This is a genomic window from Gallibacter sp. Marseille-QA0791 (assembly GCF_965119705.1).
In the GTDB taxonomy this organism is placed as follows: domain Bacteria; phylum Bacillota; class Clostridia; order Peptostreptococcales; family Anaerovoracaceae; genus Lentihominibacter; species Lentihominibacter excrementipullorum.
Map to the genome: position 1 here is coordinate 1095063 of NZ_CBCPMH010000001.1, position 19128 is coordinate 1114190.

The window sequence follows — 19128 nt, forward strand, 5'->3', positions numbered from 1 at the left end:
TCGACGGTATTACCAGATTCCCACAAACCTCTACCTAGCTCTCTAAATTTTTTCTGATACTTCATAGCCCAATCTAGTAAGTTGAAATATTTCATTTTTATTTCCTACGGCCATTATCAATTGATTATTCTGAAGTTCGCTTACTGCTTTTTTCCATATAGTCGCAGATTTTCCTATTTTATCAGTATTCATTATCTTATTATTAGTTTGTATATCTACTCCTTCAAGTGAGTTTATTACCAGAATTTGACCGACAGCGTCTTTTGCCGCTTCTGTTAAAAGACATTTTGCTTCATCTGATAAAATTGGTATCTTCAATTCTTTCTTTTCTGAACTAAACATTGCATCTACTTCTTCTTTAGAAATAGGTTCCCATTTCATTTGTGTCTGCTCAACCTTCTCCAAAATTGTATTTTGTATCTTCTCTAATTGTCTTTGTAAATCTCGAATTCCATCGGTATCTCCTGCTGTCGCAATTGCTTTTTCTGCTTGATCAGCTCTTACCCAGCCCGGCATAGGGGCATCATTTATAATTTTAGGCATTGCCATAGCAATTTTATATTTTAATTCGTCTTCGTTAGAATAGAAATTCACTAATCTTCCTGCCTCTTTAACAGTATTATGAAAATTTTTTACTCTTTCTCTTTCTTCATCTGTTGCTCCCACTTTAATCGCAGGAAGCGAATCAATATTTTTATGCAAAAATGCTAATATAGGCATTTTTTTATGGATAGCATATCTATACTCTTTTTCCGTATAACTTATATTCTCCTCAGGATCAATAGAACCATATTTTCCTGCAACAATCAAAAGATAATAATCGCTCATATCAATCATCTTCTTAATGTATTCCCATTGGCTCAATGAACTTGCCGGAAATTGTTCCATTCCTACTGGAATACAATTCATATCAAGTAAGCAACTTATTGCTGCTTGTCTCTCCGTTTTCAAGTCTTCATATGTAGAACTTATGAAGACTTGATATTTTCTTTCCATGTACATCTCCCTTTTCCACTTGTATTATTAGTCTATTGTTTCATTTTCCAATTTCGGCAAATTATTTAAACTCACCTTCTCCAACGTTTGTAACTGCTGTACTGCTAACTGCCGCAACAATTCCATCCGTTCCTTCTGATTTTTACCCTGATTAATTAAAACGGCATTATAGCTTTCTAAATTCGCAAGTACCAGTAATTGATTCAGAGTTGCTACATCCCGCATATTCCCTTTAACAGTCGGATTTTCATCTTTCCATTGCTTAGCCGTCTTTCCAAACAAAACAACATTCAGCATATCTGCTTCATTTGCATAGGTATGCGCTACCTGTGCGGGTGTTAATTCTGGCGGTATCAAATTATCGTTAATCGCATCAGTATGTATCCTGTAATTCAACTTAGAAATCTCTCTGTTCAAATTCCAATTCAGAGATAGCCGACTATTCTCATCAGTCTTTAATCTCCTGTAGTCTTTCATGATATATAACTGGAACTCTGGAGAAATCCATGTTGCAAAAGACATGGCAATATCGCTATGAGCATATGTTCCTCCATAGCGTCCTGCTTTTGAAACAATACCGATAGCATTCATCTGCGTAATCCACTTTTTCGGTGTCATAACAAAACGATTTAATCCAGCCTCATTTTTAACCGTCTCGAATTGCACACGGTTAAAATCTGGATTATGCAATTCTTCCCATACGCCTAAAAACTCAATCGTATTTCTATTTCGCATCCAGTTTTGAATCACAAATCGCGGGTCGTCCTCATTTCGATATTTTGCAATATCCGTTAATGAAATAAATTCATTTTCGAAATTTGTAGTATAGATTCCTATGTCAATACCTTTTGCATGGATAGTCTCCTTAACAATTTTCGCCATAAGTATCCTCCTCTCCCCACATTTCCCGATATGCTTCAATATAATCCCTAATACAACCGGGATATACATCCAAATACTTTCTACATACCCTTTTGTACAATCCCAGGATTTTTTCATCACACGCAAAGTCCAGTAAATAATCTAACAAATGTGACAATTCATCTTCCGACACAGTTCTGCTGCACACATCTTCAACCAATGGAAAATAAACCTCATAGGCTTTCTGATGTAATTGGACTATCTGCTCTGCAATCTGGTAAATATTTTCATCCATTTAGATTACCTCAAAATGCTCAAGCGCCTCCATGATCGCTTCTGCCTTTTCTTTCGGCGGATGTTTCCTTGGCTGTTTCAATTCCTCTGCCGCATTAGGCGCATCATATGACAGTCCCAGAGACCTTTTCACCTCCGCAATATAAGCAGTATGTACCTTGAATCCATACTTCTTCTCTACATATTCCTGTATCATCTTATATGTGATTTTCGGTTTCGGCTGATACTTCTTCGCCCGTTCTGCAATCGTATCCAACGATATCTTATCGTCGCCTTCTCCAAATTCTACCTTTACGTTAATAACGCTATCTGGTGATTTGTAGGACAAAAGTACTACCGTCTCCACATGTTCTTCATTGTCCAAACTAATCTTTTCACTGTTCTTCCAAAAATCTCTTCAACTTTGATATTTGCATGGAAGCATCATGTTCTATTAGTTATTATCTTTTTTCTTTACTATGCTTTGAATATTTTTAATGCTTTCCAAATATTCCTCTTCAACCGGTGACAAATTCTGTACCTGATATTTTCTATACTCTTCTGTTGCCTTCTCAATTGCCTGCGCATGACTGATTGTACCGGCACCCTGCAGCACCTTTTCCCCGGTAGTCTTCAAAACATTATCAAGATGTTCCACATAATCTGACATATACATAGGATGATGACGCATAGCCTGAATTTCTGCAAAATCAAAATATCCCGATACAATATTATTCAATATTTTTAATTCTTCATCATTAAGGTAATTCTTTGCAATGCCTATATCCTTTAAAGTAGGAAAGTCACCAGAAAAACTCTTCAATCCCATAAAAGGCTGGCTTGCATCCGCACGCTCGTATATAACCTCCGCTGCTGTATGTCCATGCGCTGCATAATGCAATTTGTTCTGCACCATTTTAAAAAAGGCAATAGATTCACTGCTCTTGGGATCATAGTCAACACTCGTTGCATAAAGGTCAAGGACCTGTCGGTACATAACCTTTTCAGACGAACGTATATCCCGTATGCGGTCTAACAGTTCTTTCCAGTAATTACCACCGCCCAGATTTTTCAGGCGCTCATCATCCATTGTAAAGCCCTTTATCATGTACTCTTTTAATCGTTCGGTAGCCCAGCGACGAAAATTTGTGGCAATTTTTGATTTCACTCTATACCCAAGAGAAATGATCATATCAAGATTATAATGTATTGTATTATATTTTTTCCCGTCAGCAGCAGTTGTTCGGAATTTCCGAACAACTGAAGTTTCTTCCAGTTCGCCCTCTTCAAAAATGTGTTTAATATGCTCACTGATATTGGATTTACTGGTTTGATAGAGTTCGCATAATTGCGCCTGTGTAAGCCAAACTGTCTCTTCTTCGAATTTAACATCTATTTTCGTCTGTCCGTCTTCCGTTTGATAGATGAGAATTTCGTTCTCTACTATATGTAATCTATCTTCTGATTTCTTCATTTTTCACCGTCCTGTCATCCCAAACAATTAATTGATTTTTCTCTAAAAGAAATACGATTAATAAAGCAGTTATTTTCCATATATGATACTGCAATATTTTCTCTTACTGTTAAAAGTCCATATTTCCATAATCGGCATCTCATCCTGATTTATCAATGTCATAGTAATCTAAACAAAATTTCCTTTTTTCTTCCAACGACTCACTGTCTTGATATTTATATCAAACTGTCATACTCATAATCAATTGCTAATATCTCATCCGTTGATAGTAACGGAACTCCCTTTTGCGTAGTACGACCTTGTTCCGAAAATAAATATAGATTGTTCTTTGCTCGTGAACAAACAACATATAATAGCTTTTTTGTTTCAGCTTCTCGATAATCAAGTGATTCATTTTTTATAATATCCCAATGTGGAATATAGCCATTTAATATTCCAAACGCAATAACTGTAGTATATTCCTCACCCTTTACACCGTGAAATGTATTAATAACTACTCCCTCTTTTTCTTTAAAGCATTGTTTAAACACATCAATATCTGTAGATAAATGGTTATTTTTTACCCTATCTTTAACCTTTGCCATAAAATCCTCATATGCCTTATACAAAGATGCTTCTATACTTAAATCAATCCCAAGTTCCATAAGAAATCTTGTTATCACTTCCTCTAAATAGACAATTGCATTTTCATTAATTTTAGATACAGAATTAATAATTTTTAATACCCTGTATGAATCAATTTTTTCGGATAAACAGATCTTATATTCTTCTGTCAAAATTTCTATTATCTCATTTGCAACTCTCTTTCTTAACTTTATCCTTCGCCCTGACTCTGTAAAAAGTAATTTTGAAATAAGATAAAAGACATTCATGGGATCATATTTTATCGGTGTAATATCAGGTGCATCAAATTTTACATCTGGTAATAATTCCTTCATCTTTTTAGATAAAGGAAAAAGCAACCACCACTGAGGTGCAATAATGCATATTTCATTATCCGGAATTCCTTTGGAGAGTTCATCTTTTATAATATAAGCAATTTTTTCAAACAGTTCAGATTTATTTATGGTATTATCATAAACTAAGTGCCCTGTTTCATCCTTTATATCTGATACCGCTTGTATCATCATACTTTTTAATTGGAAGTTTGAATAATAATCAACTATCCGCTGAGTTGAACGATAACAGCCATCTAATTCTCTTTCTTGAAACTTTATTCCAAACTCCTTTTGCAATTCATCACACGTCTTTGCAACTCCGCCAAGCCCTCCATATATTGCCTGATCTGTATCCCCTACAAAAGTTACTTGTATCTTCTTATCAGCCATTACAACACTACTCAATATTTTATATTGAAGCTCATTTGTATCTTGATATTCATCTACAAGAATCGTTCTGATTATTCCAGAAAGATTCTCTGCAATAAATTTTTTATTATTTACCAAGTCAAATGATATACTTAAAATATCATTAAAATCTATTTCTTTTTCATCTAACAATTTTTTTTGATACTTCTCTAATATTTCCGGGTAATCAAAAGGTTTATTATATCCAATATAAATTCCAAGTTCTTCCATTATTTCTTCAATATATTGCTTGGTAACATATTCATCTATGATATGATATCCTTTTCGCAAACGTTCATGATACATCGTATATGGTCTAATAACAAATTCTAGGCAAAACTGATGTATAGTCCCTACCCAAACCTTATCCTCTGGAATTTCTAATTTTTCTAATCTCTCCCTAATTTCGTCTGCGGCTCTGTTTGTATATGTTATTGCAATATTAAGTTTTTTTGAAGAAATATATTTTTGCGCTAAATATGCTAATTTATAAGTCAACGTCCTTGTCTTTCCACTTCCCGGACACGCCTTGAGCAATATGTTTCTCTCATCAATACAAACTTGTTTTTGCTGTGGATTTAGTTTATTCAAAAAAGACATATTATCCATTATTTACACCAATCCCCACAATACCAATCAACTGCTTCCAAAAATTTTGTAACTACATCTTCTTCGTATTCTTTTCTAAATTGTTTAATGCAATTCCTCTTTTCCTCTTGTGTTATAGCTTTTTCAATTTTCTTTTCCAATTCACTATCATCTTTTTCTTCATATTCACTTATTGAATATTCTACCATCTTAAAAACAATATCTATTGAAATCACTTCTCTGCTCGCAAATGCAACTGCTTCCAAAATATATTGCGGAACGCTAACTGCCACATCAATATAATTTGAAAGAGTAGTAGCATACCACCCTTTTCCCATATCTCTGGCTAATGTTAGAACGGTTTTTGCACATGCTGCATCTGTTCCTTGTTTTAAATTTTCCTTATGTTTTTTAATAGTATTCGAATCAACATAATTCAAGTCTATTATTTCGCTAATATAATCACTATTCGCCCTCTCATCAACTAGGGCAAAGTCAACCTCTAAGGTATGTGGCGCATAAAATGATTCTACCCAAGGATTCTGGCCATATAAAGTTTCCAACTTTTTCTTTCTATTCTTTCCTCTCGCCTCTGCTTCTGCCTTATATAATTTACTATCTGCTTCTACAATCTGCACATCTTCATCCGTAACAATAGCACATGATCTCTGAATTCTTTCTTCACTAAACAAACTGGCAATATACTCAAATGAAACGCTACCCACATTAACCAGACCAATTCCCAGCTCATCCAAAGATACCCCTAGTGCAGTCTTAATAATATTGGGTATCAATATTTCTTCTCCGTCACCCTCTACCAATACTACTCCCTTTGAAAACAGCAACACAGAACGTTTGGAATCCAAATAACGTTCAACACAGTCAGATAATGTTAAATTCTTTAACTGCAAATTCTTCTTTCCAAATTCATCAAGCCCCTGACTTGGTTGCATTGAAATACTCTTACTTCCAATTGATTTAAGGATATTAACATTTCTTATCTCCGATACTTCTGCCAAATGAGTAGAATGAGTAGTTGTTATAATCTGTGTATAATCTTTGGTTATTTTTAATTTATCAAATAAAGTTCTCTGAATATGCGTGTGTATATGTGCTTCTGGTTCTTCAATTATCATAATATTTATCAATTCTCGTGTCCTATTCATCTCGTATTCAACAATTTTTAAAGCCATATAAATCATATTTAAATGGCCTAACCCTAAAGAATCAATATCATTCTGTTTTGACGGCTTCATAAATAAATATCGTGATAAAGAATTTATATCATCCTTCAATCCAGACTCTAAAATTATCTCTGGTGAATACACCATTCCTATCATATCAAGCAGTTTCTCATTAATTTTTTTCCCTACTAACTTGACCTGATCGACTTCTGATATAGATTTATTTAACTTTACAATTTCTGATTTAATTGCATCTATTTCTGATTCCTTTATTAAGGATTCTACTGATTCTATAATTCTTCTAATTGGATTTTTCGGCTTTCTTAATTCATTTGCTACATCACGCAATGCGTCAATAAATACTACTGAAATATGATCCTGCACATCAGCAATATTCAATTTACAGCCTAAAATTTCATCATCATCTTCATCAGGATTAGAACATTCCCCATTTTCCAAATCTCCAACAATGCTCTTATAAATATCTTTGTCGGTAAAATCAGTCTGTGATCTACTCGTATAATAAAATTCATAATCAGATAGCTTTATCTTATTTCTCTCTTTTTCAAACTCTACAACATCTGTAATTTCACTCAGTTTTTTCCGCACTTGTTTTTGTGGACGAATAAAAAGAGAAATTACACCAATATTATCTGCTCCACTCTTGATATAAGACTTTAAAAAATCTTCATTTTCTTTTTCTGGCACAATTCCAGCACATACCTCTGTTTCTTTGTCTTCAGAAGTAATCTTTCCAAATACTGCTGAAAGAATAATCCAGTGTCCCTTCCAATTACTTAACAAATCAGAAAAGTCATTTTCCTTTAACCTTTTAGTATTATAATAATATGTATCATCCAGCAAAATTCTCAAAGCCGTCATTGCATTAGATTTTCCCGAATCATTTTCGCCAATAACTGTATTCACACCTTCAGTAAAAGAAAAACGTGTAGAACTAAGATTTTTATAATTCACTATTTGTAAATAATTTAAAAACAAAGCTAATTCCTCCCATGAAAATTTCCCACAAAAATATATTATATAAAGGCTCAAATATATAAATTTTAGAAAAATAATCCACCTTTAAGATGTTATCAAATCATGCGAAAATGGGCTAATGCTTCCCTTATAACTGCCTCTTTCTCTGGCGGACATTTCGTCTGTCTGGAATTTTCCGATTTCGGCAGGTTATAATTTACCCTCTCAATAATGCCGTATTTCTGCTTTACTTGTGCAATATACACGTTACTGACTTTCAATCCGCTTTGCTTCAAAACATAATCCTTGATTTCCCCATAAGTGGCTTTACTTTCCGCAGTTGTTAAATCAAGCTCATCTATATCCAATTCCACATCGATATGTTTATCTGTTTTAAGTTTGGAAAGCAAACACACAGTTTCCACATGCCCTGTATGCGGAAACATGTCCACAGGAGTCCCCTCCACGAATTCATATCCCAAGTCCCCAAGCAGTCTCACATCCCGCGCCAAAGTAGCCGGGTCGCAGGACACGTAGATTATTTTTCCAACGCCTACGGAAGCCACTGCTTCCAAAAGCTCAGGCCTGCAGCCTGCTCTCGGCGGATCCAGTATAGCTATGTCGGCACGGCGTATCTGAGCCGCCAGTTCTTCATCGACAGCAGCCGTGTCGCCATCTGTTTTTCCTGCCGCCTTCACACAGGCCGGCAATACCTCCTCTGCTCTGCCGCATATATATCGCGCATTGACGATTCCATTGATGACGGCGTTCCTGTTGGCGTCGATAACGGCTTCCTTCACCGACTCTATGCCGACGACGGCCTCAGCCTCATCGGCGCAGTAAAGGCCTATGGTACCGACACCGCAATATATATCCAGTACCACGGGTTTACTGCCTCCCGGGGCCAAGTCGCCGTTCGGGGCCGTGGCGCTTGCGGCCGCCTCTGTCTCCGGCCCGGCCGCCGGATTGTCCGGGTCGGGGGCGGCCATATCCCGGAACTCGTCCGGGCGGCCGAACCCACAGTACTCCCTCACCTTATCGTATAGCCTCTTCATCTGTACCGGGTTCACCTGATAAAAACTGGCCGGCGATATCTCCAGTTCAAGGCTGCCCAGCCTGTCGTTTATCACCGGTTTCCCGGCTGCCACTACATTCTTATCGCCCATGATACTGCGATTGTCCCCGGAGCCGGAAATTTGAACATCGCCTATGCCTCTCATGCTTCCCATATCGCGACGGTCGCCGCGGCCCTTGCCGTTACCGGCCTTTTTTCCGCCTGGCGTAGTGATGCCTTTGCTCTTTTTGATACTGAGGACAACGCTCTCAAGAGAATATCCCACATCATATATAGCTTCATCCATCATCTCTATCAGCTTCTGGACGTTAGGTATCCCGTTGCCGTTGATGACCAGTATCACCATCACTTCTCCGCTGGAAAATCCGGTTTTCACGATAAGATGACGCATCAGACCTTTCTCCCATCTGGGATCCCACGCAGTGATGTTATCCTCCGCCATGAAACGCCTGAGAGCGTCGGCAGCCGCCATAGCTGGCAGCGACTGGAGGTAACAATCTCCGCAATCCACCACCAGGTGACTCCTGGCCTGGAAAAATCCAACAGCCGGCTCTCCCAGATTTTCCACGATACCGCCCTTCCTGGTGATTATGCCTCCCGTACTGATGGGAAATTGCGCCTTATTCCTGTATCTGAACGTCCCACTGCCATCGTTGTCGCTCTCATCCATGCCGATGATAGGCATCACAACCGGTTCTTTCAGCCCTGCCAGCCGCTGCAGCTTTTCCCGCACCTGGCGCTCCTTGAGTTTAAGCTGCTGAGGATACTCCAGTTTTCCATATGGACAGCCGCCGCACCCCTCATCGAAAAAAACGCAATCGAATTCACCGGACCGATACGGCGATGTCTCTACCATCTCCACCATATCTGCGAATCCATAGTTCTTCTTGACTCTGGTCATCTCCGCCTTCACCTTGTCCCCCACCACGGTTCCCGGGACAAACACTACGAATCCATCGGCCTTTCCTATACCCTGGCCTTCACCGCTCATATCCTCTATTACGATCTCGACGCTGTCACCCTTTTTCAAATCATTCCTCTCCATTTCTAAAACCACTTTTTCTTCTTGAATATAATTATCTCCACAATGACGACGATGACAGCCGCCGCGATGACGATGCCATACGCCCAAGGCATATCAAGCTCAGGCATATTGCGGAAGTTCATGCCATACCATCCCGTTATCAGTGTGAGCGGCATGAATATGGTCGTCACGATGGTCAGTATCTGCATCACCTTGTTCTGCTGGGCGTTGATCCTGGACTGATGGATATCCCTTATCTGCATCACGTATTCAGCCATCCCCATGACGTCCTGATAAAGCCTGTCTATCCTGTTGCCAAGGTAAGCGAAGAACTGCCGGTCTCTCTCGTTTCCTGTCCTCGACATGAACGCCTCCAGCTCATCCACCACATCGGCCAGCAATTTGTAATAGCTGGCCAGGTCCCGCAGATTCTTCCTGTGCTGCGACAGATATCCGTCAAAATCATCAGGTATCCCGCGACTACCGTCGGTCACCATGTCCTCCACCGCGTCCAGCTTTTTATCATATCCATCAAGGAACAACAGATCGTCCCTTATCACATATTCGATCAGAGAAAACATGATGAAGGCGGCTCCCGCCCCATCTATGCTGCCGCCATCCTGCACCTCTCTCATTATCTTTTCGGCCTGTCCGTCATCGTCTATTATCAGCAGCCTGTCCCCGTCCAGCCGGAATCCGCATCTGAGCCTGACCTTTTCCGTATCCTTCTTGTCAGGTATCAGCAGAGTTCCTGCTACGCAGTCACCAAACACGTTGGCGCTGCAGTGTTTCACGGCAGCAGGGCGCCCGAACATCAGTCTTTGTCCGGCCAATTCTCCGTATTTACTGAAGAAGTCGTCAGCCGACATGATCTCAAAGTTTTCCATATGTATAACAGCTCCTCTGTATCACAGCTCTTTCGCTATCTCCTCTATCCGCCTCAATCTGTTGTTCATCCCAGATTTGGAAAGCGGGGGCGTCATCATTTTCCCCAGCTCCTCTATCCCCACGTCAGGGTTTTCCAGCCGCAGCTCCGCCGCCTCCCGCAGCTTAGCCGACAGAAAGTCCAGCCCTCGCTCTTCTATTATTCTTCTTATACTGAGTATCTGCTTTTCGGCAGCCTTTATGGACTTGTCGATGTTGGCGTTGTCAATGTTGTTGAGCCTGTATGTCTGAGACCTGAGCCCCTTCATCATCATTATCTCGTCAAACTTGAAGAACTGGCTTGATGCCCCCATTATACCAATAGCGTCACGCACCTGTTCTCCTGCCTTGAGATATACGCCGTACCCCTTCTTTCGATTTACTATCTTCGCGTTTATATCGGCAAAGCTGTTCAGGAGCTTCCGCATATCCTTTGCAAGCGTTTCCGTACCAGTGCTTATCTCGAAGTGATACTCCTTCTCCGGATTGTTGACGGTGCCGGATCCAAGGAATGCCCCTCTGAGATACGACTTTCGGCAGCATTTCGTCCTTACAAGTCCGTCATATATGCCGTCACTGATGAAATTCATACCTTCCTTGACCATCAGTATCCCCGTTTCCCTGAGTATTTGTTCGCTGAGATTTTCCGGCCCTATGGAAAGCATATACGAATGTCCCTTCTTGGGTGAACTTTCCTGTCCCATGCCTACCGTCGTATCGACGGAAAAATATGTCTTTATCAATGTCTTGTAATGTCTGGCCACAGCCGGGTTGGATGTGGTCATCACTATCCTGAACTTGCCGCCCCCTGCCAGGTGTATACTCCCGGCAAAACGTATGAACCCTGCTATCTCGGCCAGCATACAACATTTCTTCTCCGGCATGATGCGTGCCAGCTCATTTTTAGTCTCCGATGAAAAAGACATACTTCACCATTCCTTTCTCCCCTTCCACATATTGAAAAGGCTGCCGCCCGGACGTCTCACCATCCCTCATGCGGCAGCCTGCCTGTCATCTCATCTATCGCCTCTTCGCCTATAAGTCTCTGTGTTCCAGCGTCGTACGTCTGCCGCTGTCCCGAAGCCGCCTGTGGAGCTCATTTGCCACCGCCACGGAGCGATGATGTCCTCCGGTACATCCGATGCAGACATTGAGGCTGTACTTCCCCTCTTTGATGTAAAACGGTATCAGCATATCTATCATATCCATGGCCTTTTCGATGAAATCGTTGGTGACCTTGTGCTTGAGCACATACTTGCTCACTTTGGCGTTGTTGCCTGTAAGTGGTCTCAGGGATTTCACGTAATACGGATTGGGGATGAAACGCATATCAAACACCATATCGGCAGCCATCGGAGTCCCTCTCTTGTATCCGAAGGACATGATATTGATGATAAACGTATCGCTGGTTTCCTCCGATGTGAGAAGGTGCTTTATCTCCGCCCACAGCTGGGCTGACTTCATGTTGGATGTATCGATGACATAATCAGCCTGCTTTCGCAATTCCTCCAGCATTTCACGCTCTCTGTGCAGCCCTACCGCCACCGGTCCGCCTTCCGAAAGAGGATGGCTCCTTCTGGTCTCATTATACCTTCTAAGCAACGTATCGTCCGATGCCTCCAGATACAATATCTTGAAATCCATCTCATCTTTCTTCATCTCTTCCAGTGATTCTTTCAGATCGTCAAAGAGCTTTCCGCCTCTGACATCTATGACAAAAGCTGCCTTATCTATACCTTTGCCGTTTCCCGCCAGGTCTATGAAACTCTTGATGAGAGCCGGCGGCATATTGTCCACACAGTAATACCCCATATCTTCCAGGCAGTCCACCGCCTGGGTCTTTCCCGCTCCCGAAAGTCCTGTAACTATTATCGCTTTCATTGCTCTTCCCCCTTGCACCGCCGGGTCTCCGCGGCCACACAGCTCATGCAGCTATATTTCCTCTATATTAACTATTCTTTTAAGATCCAGACCTGCCTCCGCGGCTCTCTCTATCCCTTCCTTATAATCCCCCACCCTGTCGGGAGTATGGGCGTCGCTGCTGATGATGAACTTCACATCTTCCACCTGCGCGGCTATCTTTATCTCCTCCACCGTCATATGACCGTGCCATGTGTTTATCTCCATCAGAGTATCAGTCTCCGCGCAGACTTCGGCGATTGCCCGTATATCAAAGGGGCCCTTGTCTCCTGGGTGGGTCAGGATGGCTATATCGTTTTCCTTCAGAGACCTTATCACCATATCCGTATTGATCTTTTTCAGCTTGTCCTCACCGCTCCTGAAGCCCTTGTTCCAGAGCCAGTTCCTGATGCAGTGACAGCCGAACAACCCGTAATGATATCCGGCTATGACGAAATCGAATTCCTCGAACTCCTCCGGCGTGATGTCCAGTCCATTGCCGCCTTCCACGATATTGGCTTCCACGCTCATCTTCACGTTGAGCTTGGGATACTTGACATTCATCCTCTCGATATCGTTTCTCATATTGACTATTTCGTTCCTGTTGATGCCGTAGAACAGATGACCCGGCCCGTGGTCAGAAATGGCGATGAACTCCAGCTTCCTGTTGAACGCCTCCCTGACGTTATCCTCTACAGACCCCTTCCCATGGGAATATGTGGTATGGGTATGTAGATCATAGACGAGTCTGTACCTGTCCGAAATCTTCTCATTGCTACCCAATTATCCTTACCTCCATCTCCAGTCTCACCCCGGATTCATCGTACACTCTGGCCTGGATGATCTCCGCCAACTGCAGGATGTCCGATGCCGTGGCTCCCCCTTTGTTTATTATAAATCCACTGTGAAGCTCCGATACCTGAGCTCCCCCTACGACGAGACCTTTAAGTCCCGCGTCCTGTATCAGCTTTCCGGCGAAATACCCTTCAGGCCTCTTGAAAAAGCTTCCTGCACTGGGAAAATTGACAGGCTGTTTCGAATTTCTCCGCTTCATCAGCTGACTCATCTCTTCCTTTATCTCTTTCTGATCGCCTTTCCTGAGCTTCAGCTCCGCTTCGACTACCACATCACCTGTTTCATGTAATATCGTATGCCTGTACCCCATATCCAGCTCACGTCCGGTCACATAGCGCTCGTTTTTTCCATCCTTGGAGATCAGTCTGGCTCCTGCCAGGATATCCCGCAGCTCTCCGCCATAGGCTCCGGCATTCATGAATACCGCCCCTCCAATAGAGCCCGGTATTCCCGACGCGAACTCGAACCCCGTGAGGCTTTCCTCCAGCGCCGCTCTGGCTACTGCCGACATCAGCGCACCGCTTCCGCAGATCAGGTTTTCCCCTTCCCGTCTGATATTATCCAGACCTTTTCCTATCCTGACCATGACACCGTCATATCCACTGTCCTTCACCAGTATATTGGAGCCGTTTCCGAATATCATATATCTGCAGCCTGATTCCGACAATACTCTCAGCATATCCTTGAGCTGCTCCGCATCACGCGGGCTTACCATAAGTCTGGCCTTCCCGCCTGCTCTGAATGACGTATACTCCGCCATAGGCGCATCTTCCACTATGATCTCAGCCGCGGCGTCCCCTGCCAAATCCGTCAGTGCCTTCTTCAATTCATCTATCTTCATCGTTTTTCCCGCCTTTTTCTCATCTTAAGTGGCCTCATTCTTTCCGTCTTCCGTCTTACCGTATAATTATCCACCTTGTATTCCGCCAGATCCGTAGCCAACCCTCGCTTTTCCAGTCTGTTGTTTATCGCTCTTGAAACATATGCGTAGATGACAGCGAACATAGGGATACCTATGACCATACCTATGAAGCCGAATAAGCCTCCTCCTACCAGCACAGCGAACAATACCCAGAAACTGGCCAGCCCCGTGCTGCTGCCCTGTATCTTAGGTATCAGTATGTTCCCGTCAAATTGCTGCAATATGATTATGAATATAACGAAGTATATGCACTGCCTCGTATCCACCATCAGGAGCAGTAACGCCGACGGTATTGCGCCGATGAACGGCCCGAAAAACGGGATTATATTAGTTATTCCTATTATACAACTTATAAGAAGAGTATATTCCCATCCGAACAAGGTCATCACGATAAAACATATGAGCCCTATTATGAACGAATCTATTATCTGCCCGTTTATGAATCCTCCGAATGTCCTGTTGGTGAAATGAGCGCCCTGGACGATCTCATCGGCTGCCTTCCTGCTGAATACGGCCATGATTATTTTCTTCATCTGCGCAGCGAAATTCTCCTTGCTGTTGAGGAAATACACGCATATTATTATCCCCAGGAAAAAGTTCTTCACCACATTGAAGACTCCCATAACACCCTCGGATATGCCTGCCGCTATGGAACTGTACTCCGGCAGCAGCCTCTCGGTGACGAACGCTATGGCGTTTTCAGTAAAGTTGTTTATCCATCCGTTCAGAACGGCCTGAGCTTCCGGCCATCCGACCAGCTTGACATCCAGCCAGCTCCTGAGAGAATCCATACTGTCAGGCAACAGCTGTATGATGTTGGCGATGCTCTCCACCAGGCCCGGGATGATCATCCACAATATCCCCGTTATGACCACCAGCAGCACTATGATAGAAACAAGACTGGCCACCGCTTTAGAAACCGTCAACGGCCTTGGGATATTGACATTTACCCGCTTTGTAAGAGCATATATGCTCCTCACGGTAAAATTGTATACAGGGCAAAGAAGATATGCCATCACCAGCCCATATATGAATGGAGTGAGTATAGCCAATATCACATTGATGACTTCACTGACGTCCCGCAATCTGTATATCGCAAAAAATACAATAATACTGCATAAAACGACCAGAAACGCAGTAAGCCCCCATTTTATATGTTTTTCCTCAAAACGGATCTTCATTTCCCCACCTCTATAGTTCTATTCTACAATAATTTATATGCAAAGTCTCCATATTTTTTAGCCATCACATAATTTTTATATTTTTTTCATCAATAGGGTTGAATTTACCATTTTCTAATGTATAATAATAACCAGTTGTAAATTTTTATTCATTCTTAGAGTAATAACATACAAATAAAAAACGTTTACAGGAGGAAAAGAAAATGGCTAAGGAAAAAGTTATACTGGCTTATTCGGGCGGACTGGACACATCGGTCCTGGCCTGCTGGCTCAAGGAGACTTACGACTACGACGTAATCGCCGTATGCTGCAACGCGGGACAGAAGGAAGACTTCGATGCCGTGGAAAAGAAAGCGCTGGCAACAGGTGCGGTAAAAGCGTACACTTTAGATATAAGAGAGGAATTCATAACCGATTACATATGGCCTACCCTGAAAGCAGGCGCCATCTACGAAGGCCAGTATATGCTGGGAACATCCATGGCAAGGCCTCTTATGGCTAAGAAACTGGTGGAGATCGCCGAAAAAGAGGAAGCCTTCTACATCGCTCATGGCTGTACAGGTAAAGGAAACGACCAGGTTCGTTTCGAGACCACCATCAAGGCCCTCAATCCTGCGATCAAGATCATCGCACCATGGAGATTCTGGGATTTCAGCTCCAGGGAAGATCTGATCGAATACGCCAAGGCTCACGACATTCCTATCAGCCAGACTACAGAAAAAATATACAGCCGTGACGAGAATATCTGGCACATCAGTCACGAAGGCGGCGAACTGGAAAACCCATGGAACGAGCATCTCGACACTATCCATGTGCTGAGTGTACCACCTGAAAAGGCTCCTGATAAGCCGACTTATGTAGACATAGATTTCGAGCAGGGCATCCCTGTCGCTCTCGATGGGAAAAAGATGGATCCCATCTCACTGCTGACGAAACTCAACGAACTGGGAAGCGCCAACGGTGTAGGAACCATCGACATCATAGAAAACCGTCTGGTCGGCATGAAGTCCAGAGGCGTATATGAGACTCCCGGAGGGACCATCCTCTTCGCAGCTCACTCAGGCCTGGAACAGCTGATCCTGGACAGGGATACGACTCAATACAAGAACATCGTGGCTCAGAAATTCGCTCAGCTGGTCTACGACGGCCTCTGGTTCACACCTGTAAGAGAAGCCATCAGCGCCTTCGTGGACGTAACCCAGAAGGAAGTGACCGGCACCGTCAAGATGAAGCTGTACAAAGGCAGCGCTACAGTAGCGGCGAGAAAGTCCCCTTATTCCCTCTACAACGAGGAATTCGCCACATTCAGCAAGGACGAGGTGTACGACCAGCACGATGCGGAAGGGTTCATAAACCTGTTCTCGCTGCCGCTTAAAATACGAGCTATTCAGAAACAGACCGTAGAAGGAGGAGCCAAGGAACATGAAGCTTTGGAAAGGAAGGTTCTCAAAGGCGGCGACTTCGTCCGCTGATGAATTCAACGCTTCCATTGAGTTCGACCAGAGACTGTACAGAGAAGATATAACGGGAAGCATCGCCCACGCCAGGATGCTGGGGAAGCAAGGCATCATAACGCCTGACGAATCCCTCCTGATAGTTGAAACGCTGCAGGATATCCTGAAAGACATCGAGGAGGGCAAGGTGGAGTTCACCATCGAATCTGAGGATATCCACATGAACATCGAGTCCATCCTCACAGAGAGGATAGGCGATGTCGGCAAGAAGCTCCACACGGCAAGGAGTCGTAACGATCAGGTCGCCGTTGACATACGCCTCTATCTCAAGAAAGAAACTGCCGCCGTCAGGTCCGTGCTTACAGAGCTGGAAGACGCGCTGGAAAAACTGGCGAAGGAACACACCGATACTGTAATGCCAGGCTATACCCATTTACAGCGTGCTCAGCCGGTGACCCTGGCCTACCATCTGTTGGCTTACTATCAGATGTTCTCCAGAGACATGGAAAGATTCGACGATTGTCTCCAAAGGATAGACAGGCTGCCTCTGGGCAGCGGCGCCCTTGCCGGCACCACTTACGATACCGACAGAGATTTTCTGGCAAAAGAGCTGGGTTTTGCCCAGGTGCTGCCCAATGGTATGGATGCGGTGGCCGACAGAGACTTCGCCATCGAATTCATAAATTGCTGCGCCATCACCATGATGCACCTTTCCCGTTTCTGCGAGGAGCTTATCCTGTGGAGCTCGGCCGAATTCGACTTTGTCGAGATCGACGATTCCTTCTCGACAGGGAGCAGCATCATGCCTCAGAAAAAGAATCCTGACATGGCAGAACTGATACGCGGCAAGACCGGCCGTGTATACGGCGATCTGATGAGTCTGCTGACCATATGCAAAGGTCTTCCAATGGCCTACAACAAAGACCTTCAGGAAGATAAAATACCGGTATTCGATGCAGCAGATACTCTCAAGGCTTCCGTCAGCATCTTCACCGAAATGATACTGACCATGAAGGTGAAGACCGGAAATATGGAAAAGGCGGCCAAGTACGGATACATGAACGCTACCGACGCGGCAGACTATCTGGTTTCCAAGGGACTTCCTTTCAGGGATTGTCATGAAATAATCGGCCGGATGGTCCTGTACTGCATCAACAAAGGCATCGCGCTGGACGAACTGACCATGGAGGAATTCAAGTCCTTCTCCGATAAGTTCGACGACGACATCTACGACAAGATAGCTGTCAGGAGCTGTATAAAGGCCAAGAGATCCAAGGGCTCCACGTCCTTTGAAAGTGTCGAGGCTCAACTGGCGGATATCGATGAAAAGAAAAACGAAAGAAGCTGAAATGAAAACCATAGCTATAATAGATGACGACCAATATATAGGCGATATGCTGGAAGAAATACTGAAGCGCGAAGGCTACGACTGCCTTCGCGCTTATTCCGGTACGGAAGCCGTCTACCTTCTCTCGGAAAACAGACCGGATCTGATACTTCTGGATCTGATGTTGCCCGGACTCACAGGCGAAGAGGTACTCAAACATATCACCGGTATCCCGGTGATCGTCGTCAGTGCCAAGGCGGCCATCGACGATAAAGTCAGCCTCCTGTCGGAAGGCGCAATAGATTACGTCACAAAACCCTTTGATATCAGAGAACTGCTGGCCAGGATAGCGGTCCATCTCCGCCCGTCAAAAAATATCCCATCATCGATATTATCAGTGAAAGACCTTAAGCTGGATATCCTTTCACACAGTGTATCCGCAGGTGGCAAAGAGATAAAGCTGACCAAGACCGAATACGCCATATTGAAGCTGTTGATGCTCAATCCCGGCCAAGTTATCTCCAAATCATCCATCCTGGACAGGATAAGCGCCGATACTCCAGATTGTACCGAGACCTCTCTCAAGATACATATCAGCAACATCCGCAAGAAACTTCGCCAGGTGTCGGATGACGAATATATCGAATCAGTATGGGGCATCGGTTTCAGAGCGATAGACGGCTGATCGCGCCTGCCCTCATATCTTTACCAATTCTTTACCTTTTTCTTTACCGCTGTCTTTACGGTCAGGTGCTAGACTGCATCTA

17 protein-coding genes are annotated in these 19128 nt (G+C 43.3%); 3 read left to right on the forward strand and 14 right to left on the reverse strand.

Going from position 1 to position 19128, the window contains the following annotated elements:
* Positions 1-42: 42 nt before the first annotated feature.
* The 14 genes from ACQY69_RS05020 to ACQY69_RS05085 all read right to left on the reverse strand — a co-directional run bounded on the left by ACQY69_RS05020 (position 43) and on the right by ACQY69_RS05085 (position 15580).
* A complete protein-coding gene (locus ACQY69_RS05020) occupies positions 43-996 on the reverse strand; it encodes a DUF4062 domain-containing protein (protein WP_428259144.1) in 954 nt (317 codons plus the stop codon).
* A 27-nt stretch (positions 997-1023) separates the two neighbouring features.
* Positions 1024-1878, reverse strand: coding sequence for a KilA-N domain-containing protein (locus tag ACQY69_RS05025; protein ID WP_428259146.1), 855 nt, complete (start codon positions 1876-1878; stop codon positions 1024-1026).
* On the reverse strand, positions 1862-2152 hold the full coding sequence (locus ACQY69_RS05030; protein ID WP_428259147.1) for a hypothetical protein: 291 nt from the start codon (positions 2150-2152) through the stop codon (positions 1862-1864). Before ACQY69_RS05030 ends, ACQY69_RS05025 begins: the two co-directional genes overlap by 17 nt.
* Positions 2153-2515 carry an RNA methyltransferase gene (locus tag ACQY69_RS05035; protein WP_428259149.1) on the reverse strand — a complete coding sequence of 121 codons (363 nt, stop codon included), beginning with the start codon at positions 2513-2515 and terminating at the stop codon, positions 2153-2155.
* 69 nt (positions 2516-2584) lie between these two features.
* Positions 2585-3604, reverse strand: a complete 1020-nt coding sequence (locus tag ACQY69_RS05040) for a virulence RhuM family protein (RefSeq protein WP_428259151.1) — start codon at positions 3602-3604, stop codon at positions 2585-2587.
* 215 nt (positions 3605-3819) lie between these two features.
* Positions 3820-5559, reverse strand: coding sequence for a UvrD-helicase domain-containing protein (locus tag ACQY69_RS05045; protein ID WP_428259152.1), 1740 nt, complete (start codon positions 5557-5559; stop codon positions 3820-3822).
* Positions 5559-7721, reverse strand: coding sequence for an ATP-dependent nuclease (locus ACQY69_RS05050; RefSeq protein ID WP_428259154.1), 2163 nt, complete (start codon positions 7719-7721; stop codon positions 5559-5561). Before ACQY69_RS05050 ends, ACQY69_RS05045 begins: the two co-directional genes overlap by 1 nt.
* 95 nt (positions 7722-7816) lie before the next feature.
* Positions 7817-9820: a class I SAM-dependent RNA methyltransferase gene (locus ACQY69_RS05055; RefSeq protein WP_428259155.1), complete on the reverse strand. Its 2004-nt coding sequence runs from the start codon at positions 9818-9820 to the stop codon at positions 7817-7819.
* A gap of 2 nt (positions 9821-9822) precedes the next feature.
* Positions 9823-10686 carry a CorA family divalent cation transporter gene (locus ACQY69_RS05060; protein ID WP_428259157.1) on the reverse strand — a complete coding sequence of 288 codons (864 nt, stop codon included), beginning with the start codon at positions 10684-10686 and terminating at the stop codon, positions 9823-9825.
* 21 nt (positions 10687-10707) lie between these two features.
* Entirely contained in the window at positions 10708-11649 is a 942-nt protein-coding gene (whiA, locus tag ACQY69_RS05065; RefSeq protein ID WP_428259158.1) for a DNA-binding protein WhiA, read from the reverse strand.
* A 109-nt stretch (positions 11650-11758) separates the two neighbouring features.
* Positions 11759-12604 carry an RNase adapter RapZ gene (gene rapZ / locus ACQY69_RS05070; RefSeq protein WP_428259160.1) on the reverse strand — a complete coding sequence of 282 codons (846 nt, stop codon included), beginning with the start codon at positions 12602-12604 and terminating at the stop codon, positions 11759-11761.
* Positions 12605-12655: 51 nt separating this feature from the next.
* The gene (locus tag ACQY69_RS05075; protein WP_428259162.1) at positions 12656-13405 is read right to left on the reverse strand and encodes a PHP domain-containing protein; all 750 of its coding nucleotides are present in this window, start codon (positions 13403-13405) and stop codon (positions 12656-12658) included.
* The gene (murB, locus tag ACQY69_RS05080) at positions 13398-14318 is read right to left on the reverse strand and encodes a UDP-N-acetylmuramate dehydrogenase (RefSeq protein ID WP_428259163.1); all 921 of its coding nucleotides are present in this window, start codon (positions 14316-14318) and stop codon (positions 13398-13400) included. The genes ACQY69_RS05075 and murB overlap by 8 nt, the downstream gene beginning before the upstream one ends.
* Entirely contained in the window at positions 14315-15580 is a 1266-nt protein-coding gene (locus ACQY69_RS05085) for an AI-2E family transporter (protein WP_428259165.1), read from the reverse strand. Before ACQY69_RS05085 ends, murB begins: the two co-directional genes overlap by 4 nt.
* Before the next feature lie 203 nt (positions 15581-15783).
* Between ACQY69_RS05085 and ACQY69_RS05090 the strand changes: the two genes are divergently transcribed.
* The 3 genes from ACQY69_RS05090 to ACQY69_RS05100 are packed head-to-tail and all read left to right on the forward strand — an operon-like array spanning position 15784 to position 19046.
* Positions 15784-17052, forward strand: a complete 1269-nt coding sequence (locus ACQY69_RS05090) for an argininosuccinate synthase (protein ID WP_428259166.1) — start codon at positions 15784-15786, stop codon at positions 17050-17052.
* Positions 17003-18382 (forward strand): argininosuccinate lyase, encoded by a 1380-nt coding sequence (argH, locus tag ACQY69_RS05095; RefSeq protein ID WP_428259168.1) that lies wholly within the window; start codon positions 17003-17005, stop codon positions 18380-18382. Before ACQY69_RS05090 ends, argH begins: the two co-directional genes overlap by 50 nt.
* Position 18383: 1 nt before the next feature.
* Positions 18384-19046 carry a response regulator transcription factor gene (locus ACQY69_RS05100; protein ID WP_428261018.1) on the forward strand — a complete coding sequence of 221 codons (663 nt, stop codon included), beginning with the start codon at positions 18384-18386 and terminating at the stop codon, positions 19044-19046.
* The last annotated feature ends 82 nt before the right edge of the window (positions 19047-19128 follow it).

Bases quoted from the DNA above. Each gene is read 5' to 3' on its own strand.
- ACQY69_RS05045 (WP_428259152.1), bottom strand. From the start codon at position 5,559: ATGGATAATATGTCTTTTTTGAATAAACTAAATCCACAGCAAAAACAA.
- ACQY69_RS05040 (WP_428259151.1), bottom strand. From the start codon at position 3,604: ATGAAGAAATCAGAAGATAGATTACATATAGTAGAGAACGAAATTCTC.
- ACQY69_RS05030 (WP_428259147.1), bottom strand. From the start codon at position 2,152: ATGGATGAAAATATTTACCAGATTGCAGAGCAGATAGTCCAATTACAT.
- rapZ (WP_428259160.1), bottom strand. From the start codon at position 12,604: ATGAAAGCGATAATAGTTACAGGACTTTCGGGAGCGGGAAAGACCCAG.
- ACQY69_RS05085 (WP_428259165.1), bottom strand. From the start codon at position 15,580: ATGAAGATCCGTTTTGAGGAAAAACATATAAAATGGGGGCTTACTGCG.
- ACQY69_RS05025 (WP_428259146.1), bottom strand. From the start codon at position 1,878: ATGGCGAAAATTGTTAAGGAGACTATCCATGCAAAAGGTATTGACATA.
- argH (WP_428259168.1), top strand. From the start codon at position 17,003: ATGAAGCTTTGGAAAGGAAGGTTCTCAAAGGCGGCGACTTCGTCCGCT.
- ACQY69_RS05055 (WP_428259155.1), bottom strand. From the start codon at position 9,820: ATGGAGAGGAATGATTTGAAAAAGGGTGACAGCGTCGAGATCGTAATA.
- whiA (WP_428259158.1), bottom strand. From the start codon at position 11,649: ATGTCTTTTTCATCGGAGACTAAAAATGAGCTGGCACGCATCATGCCG.
- ACQY69_RS05100 (WP_428261018.1), top strand. From the start codon at position 18,384: ATGAAAACCATAGCTATAATAGATGACGACCAATATATAGGCGATATG.
- ACQY69_RS05090 (WP_428259166.1), top strand. From the start codon at position 15,784: ATGGCTAAGGAAAAAGTTATACTGGCTTATTCGGGCGGACTGGACACA.
- ACQY69_RS05020 (WP_428259144.1), bottom strand. From the start codon at position 996: ATGGAAAGAAAATATCAAGTCTTCATAAGTTCTACATATGAAGACTTG.
- ACQY69_RS05060 (WP_428259157.1), bottom strand. From the start codon at position 10,686: ATGGAAAACTTTGAGATCATGTCGGCTGACGACTTCTTCAGTAAATAC.
- murB (WP_428259163.1), bottom strand. From the start codon at position 14,318: ATGAAGATAGATGAATTGAAGAAGGCACTGACGGATTTGGCAGGGGAC.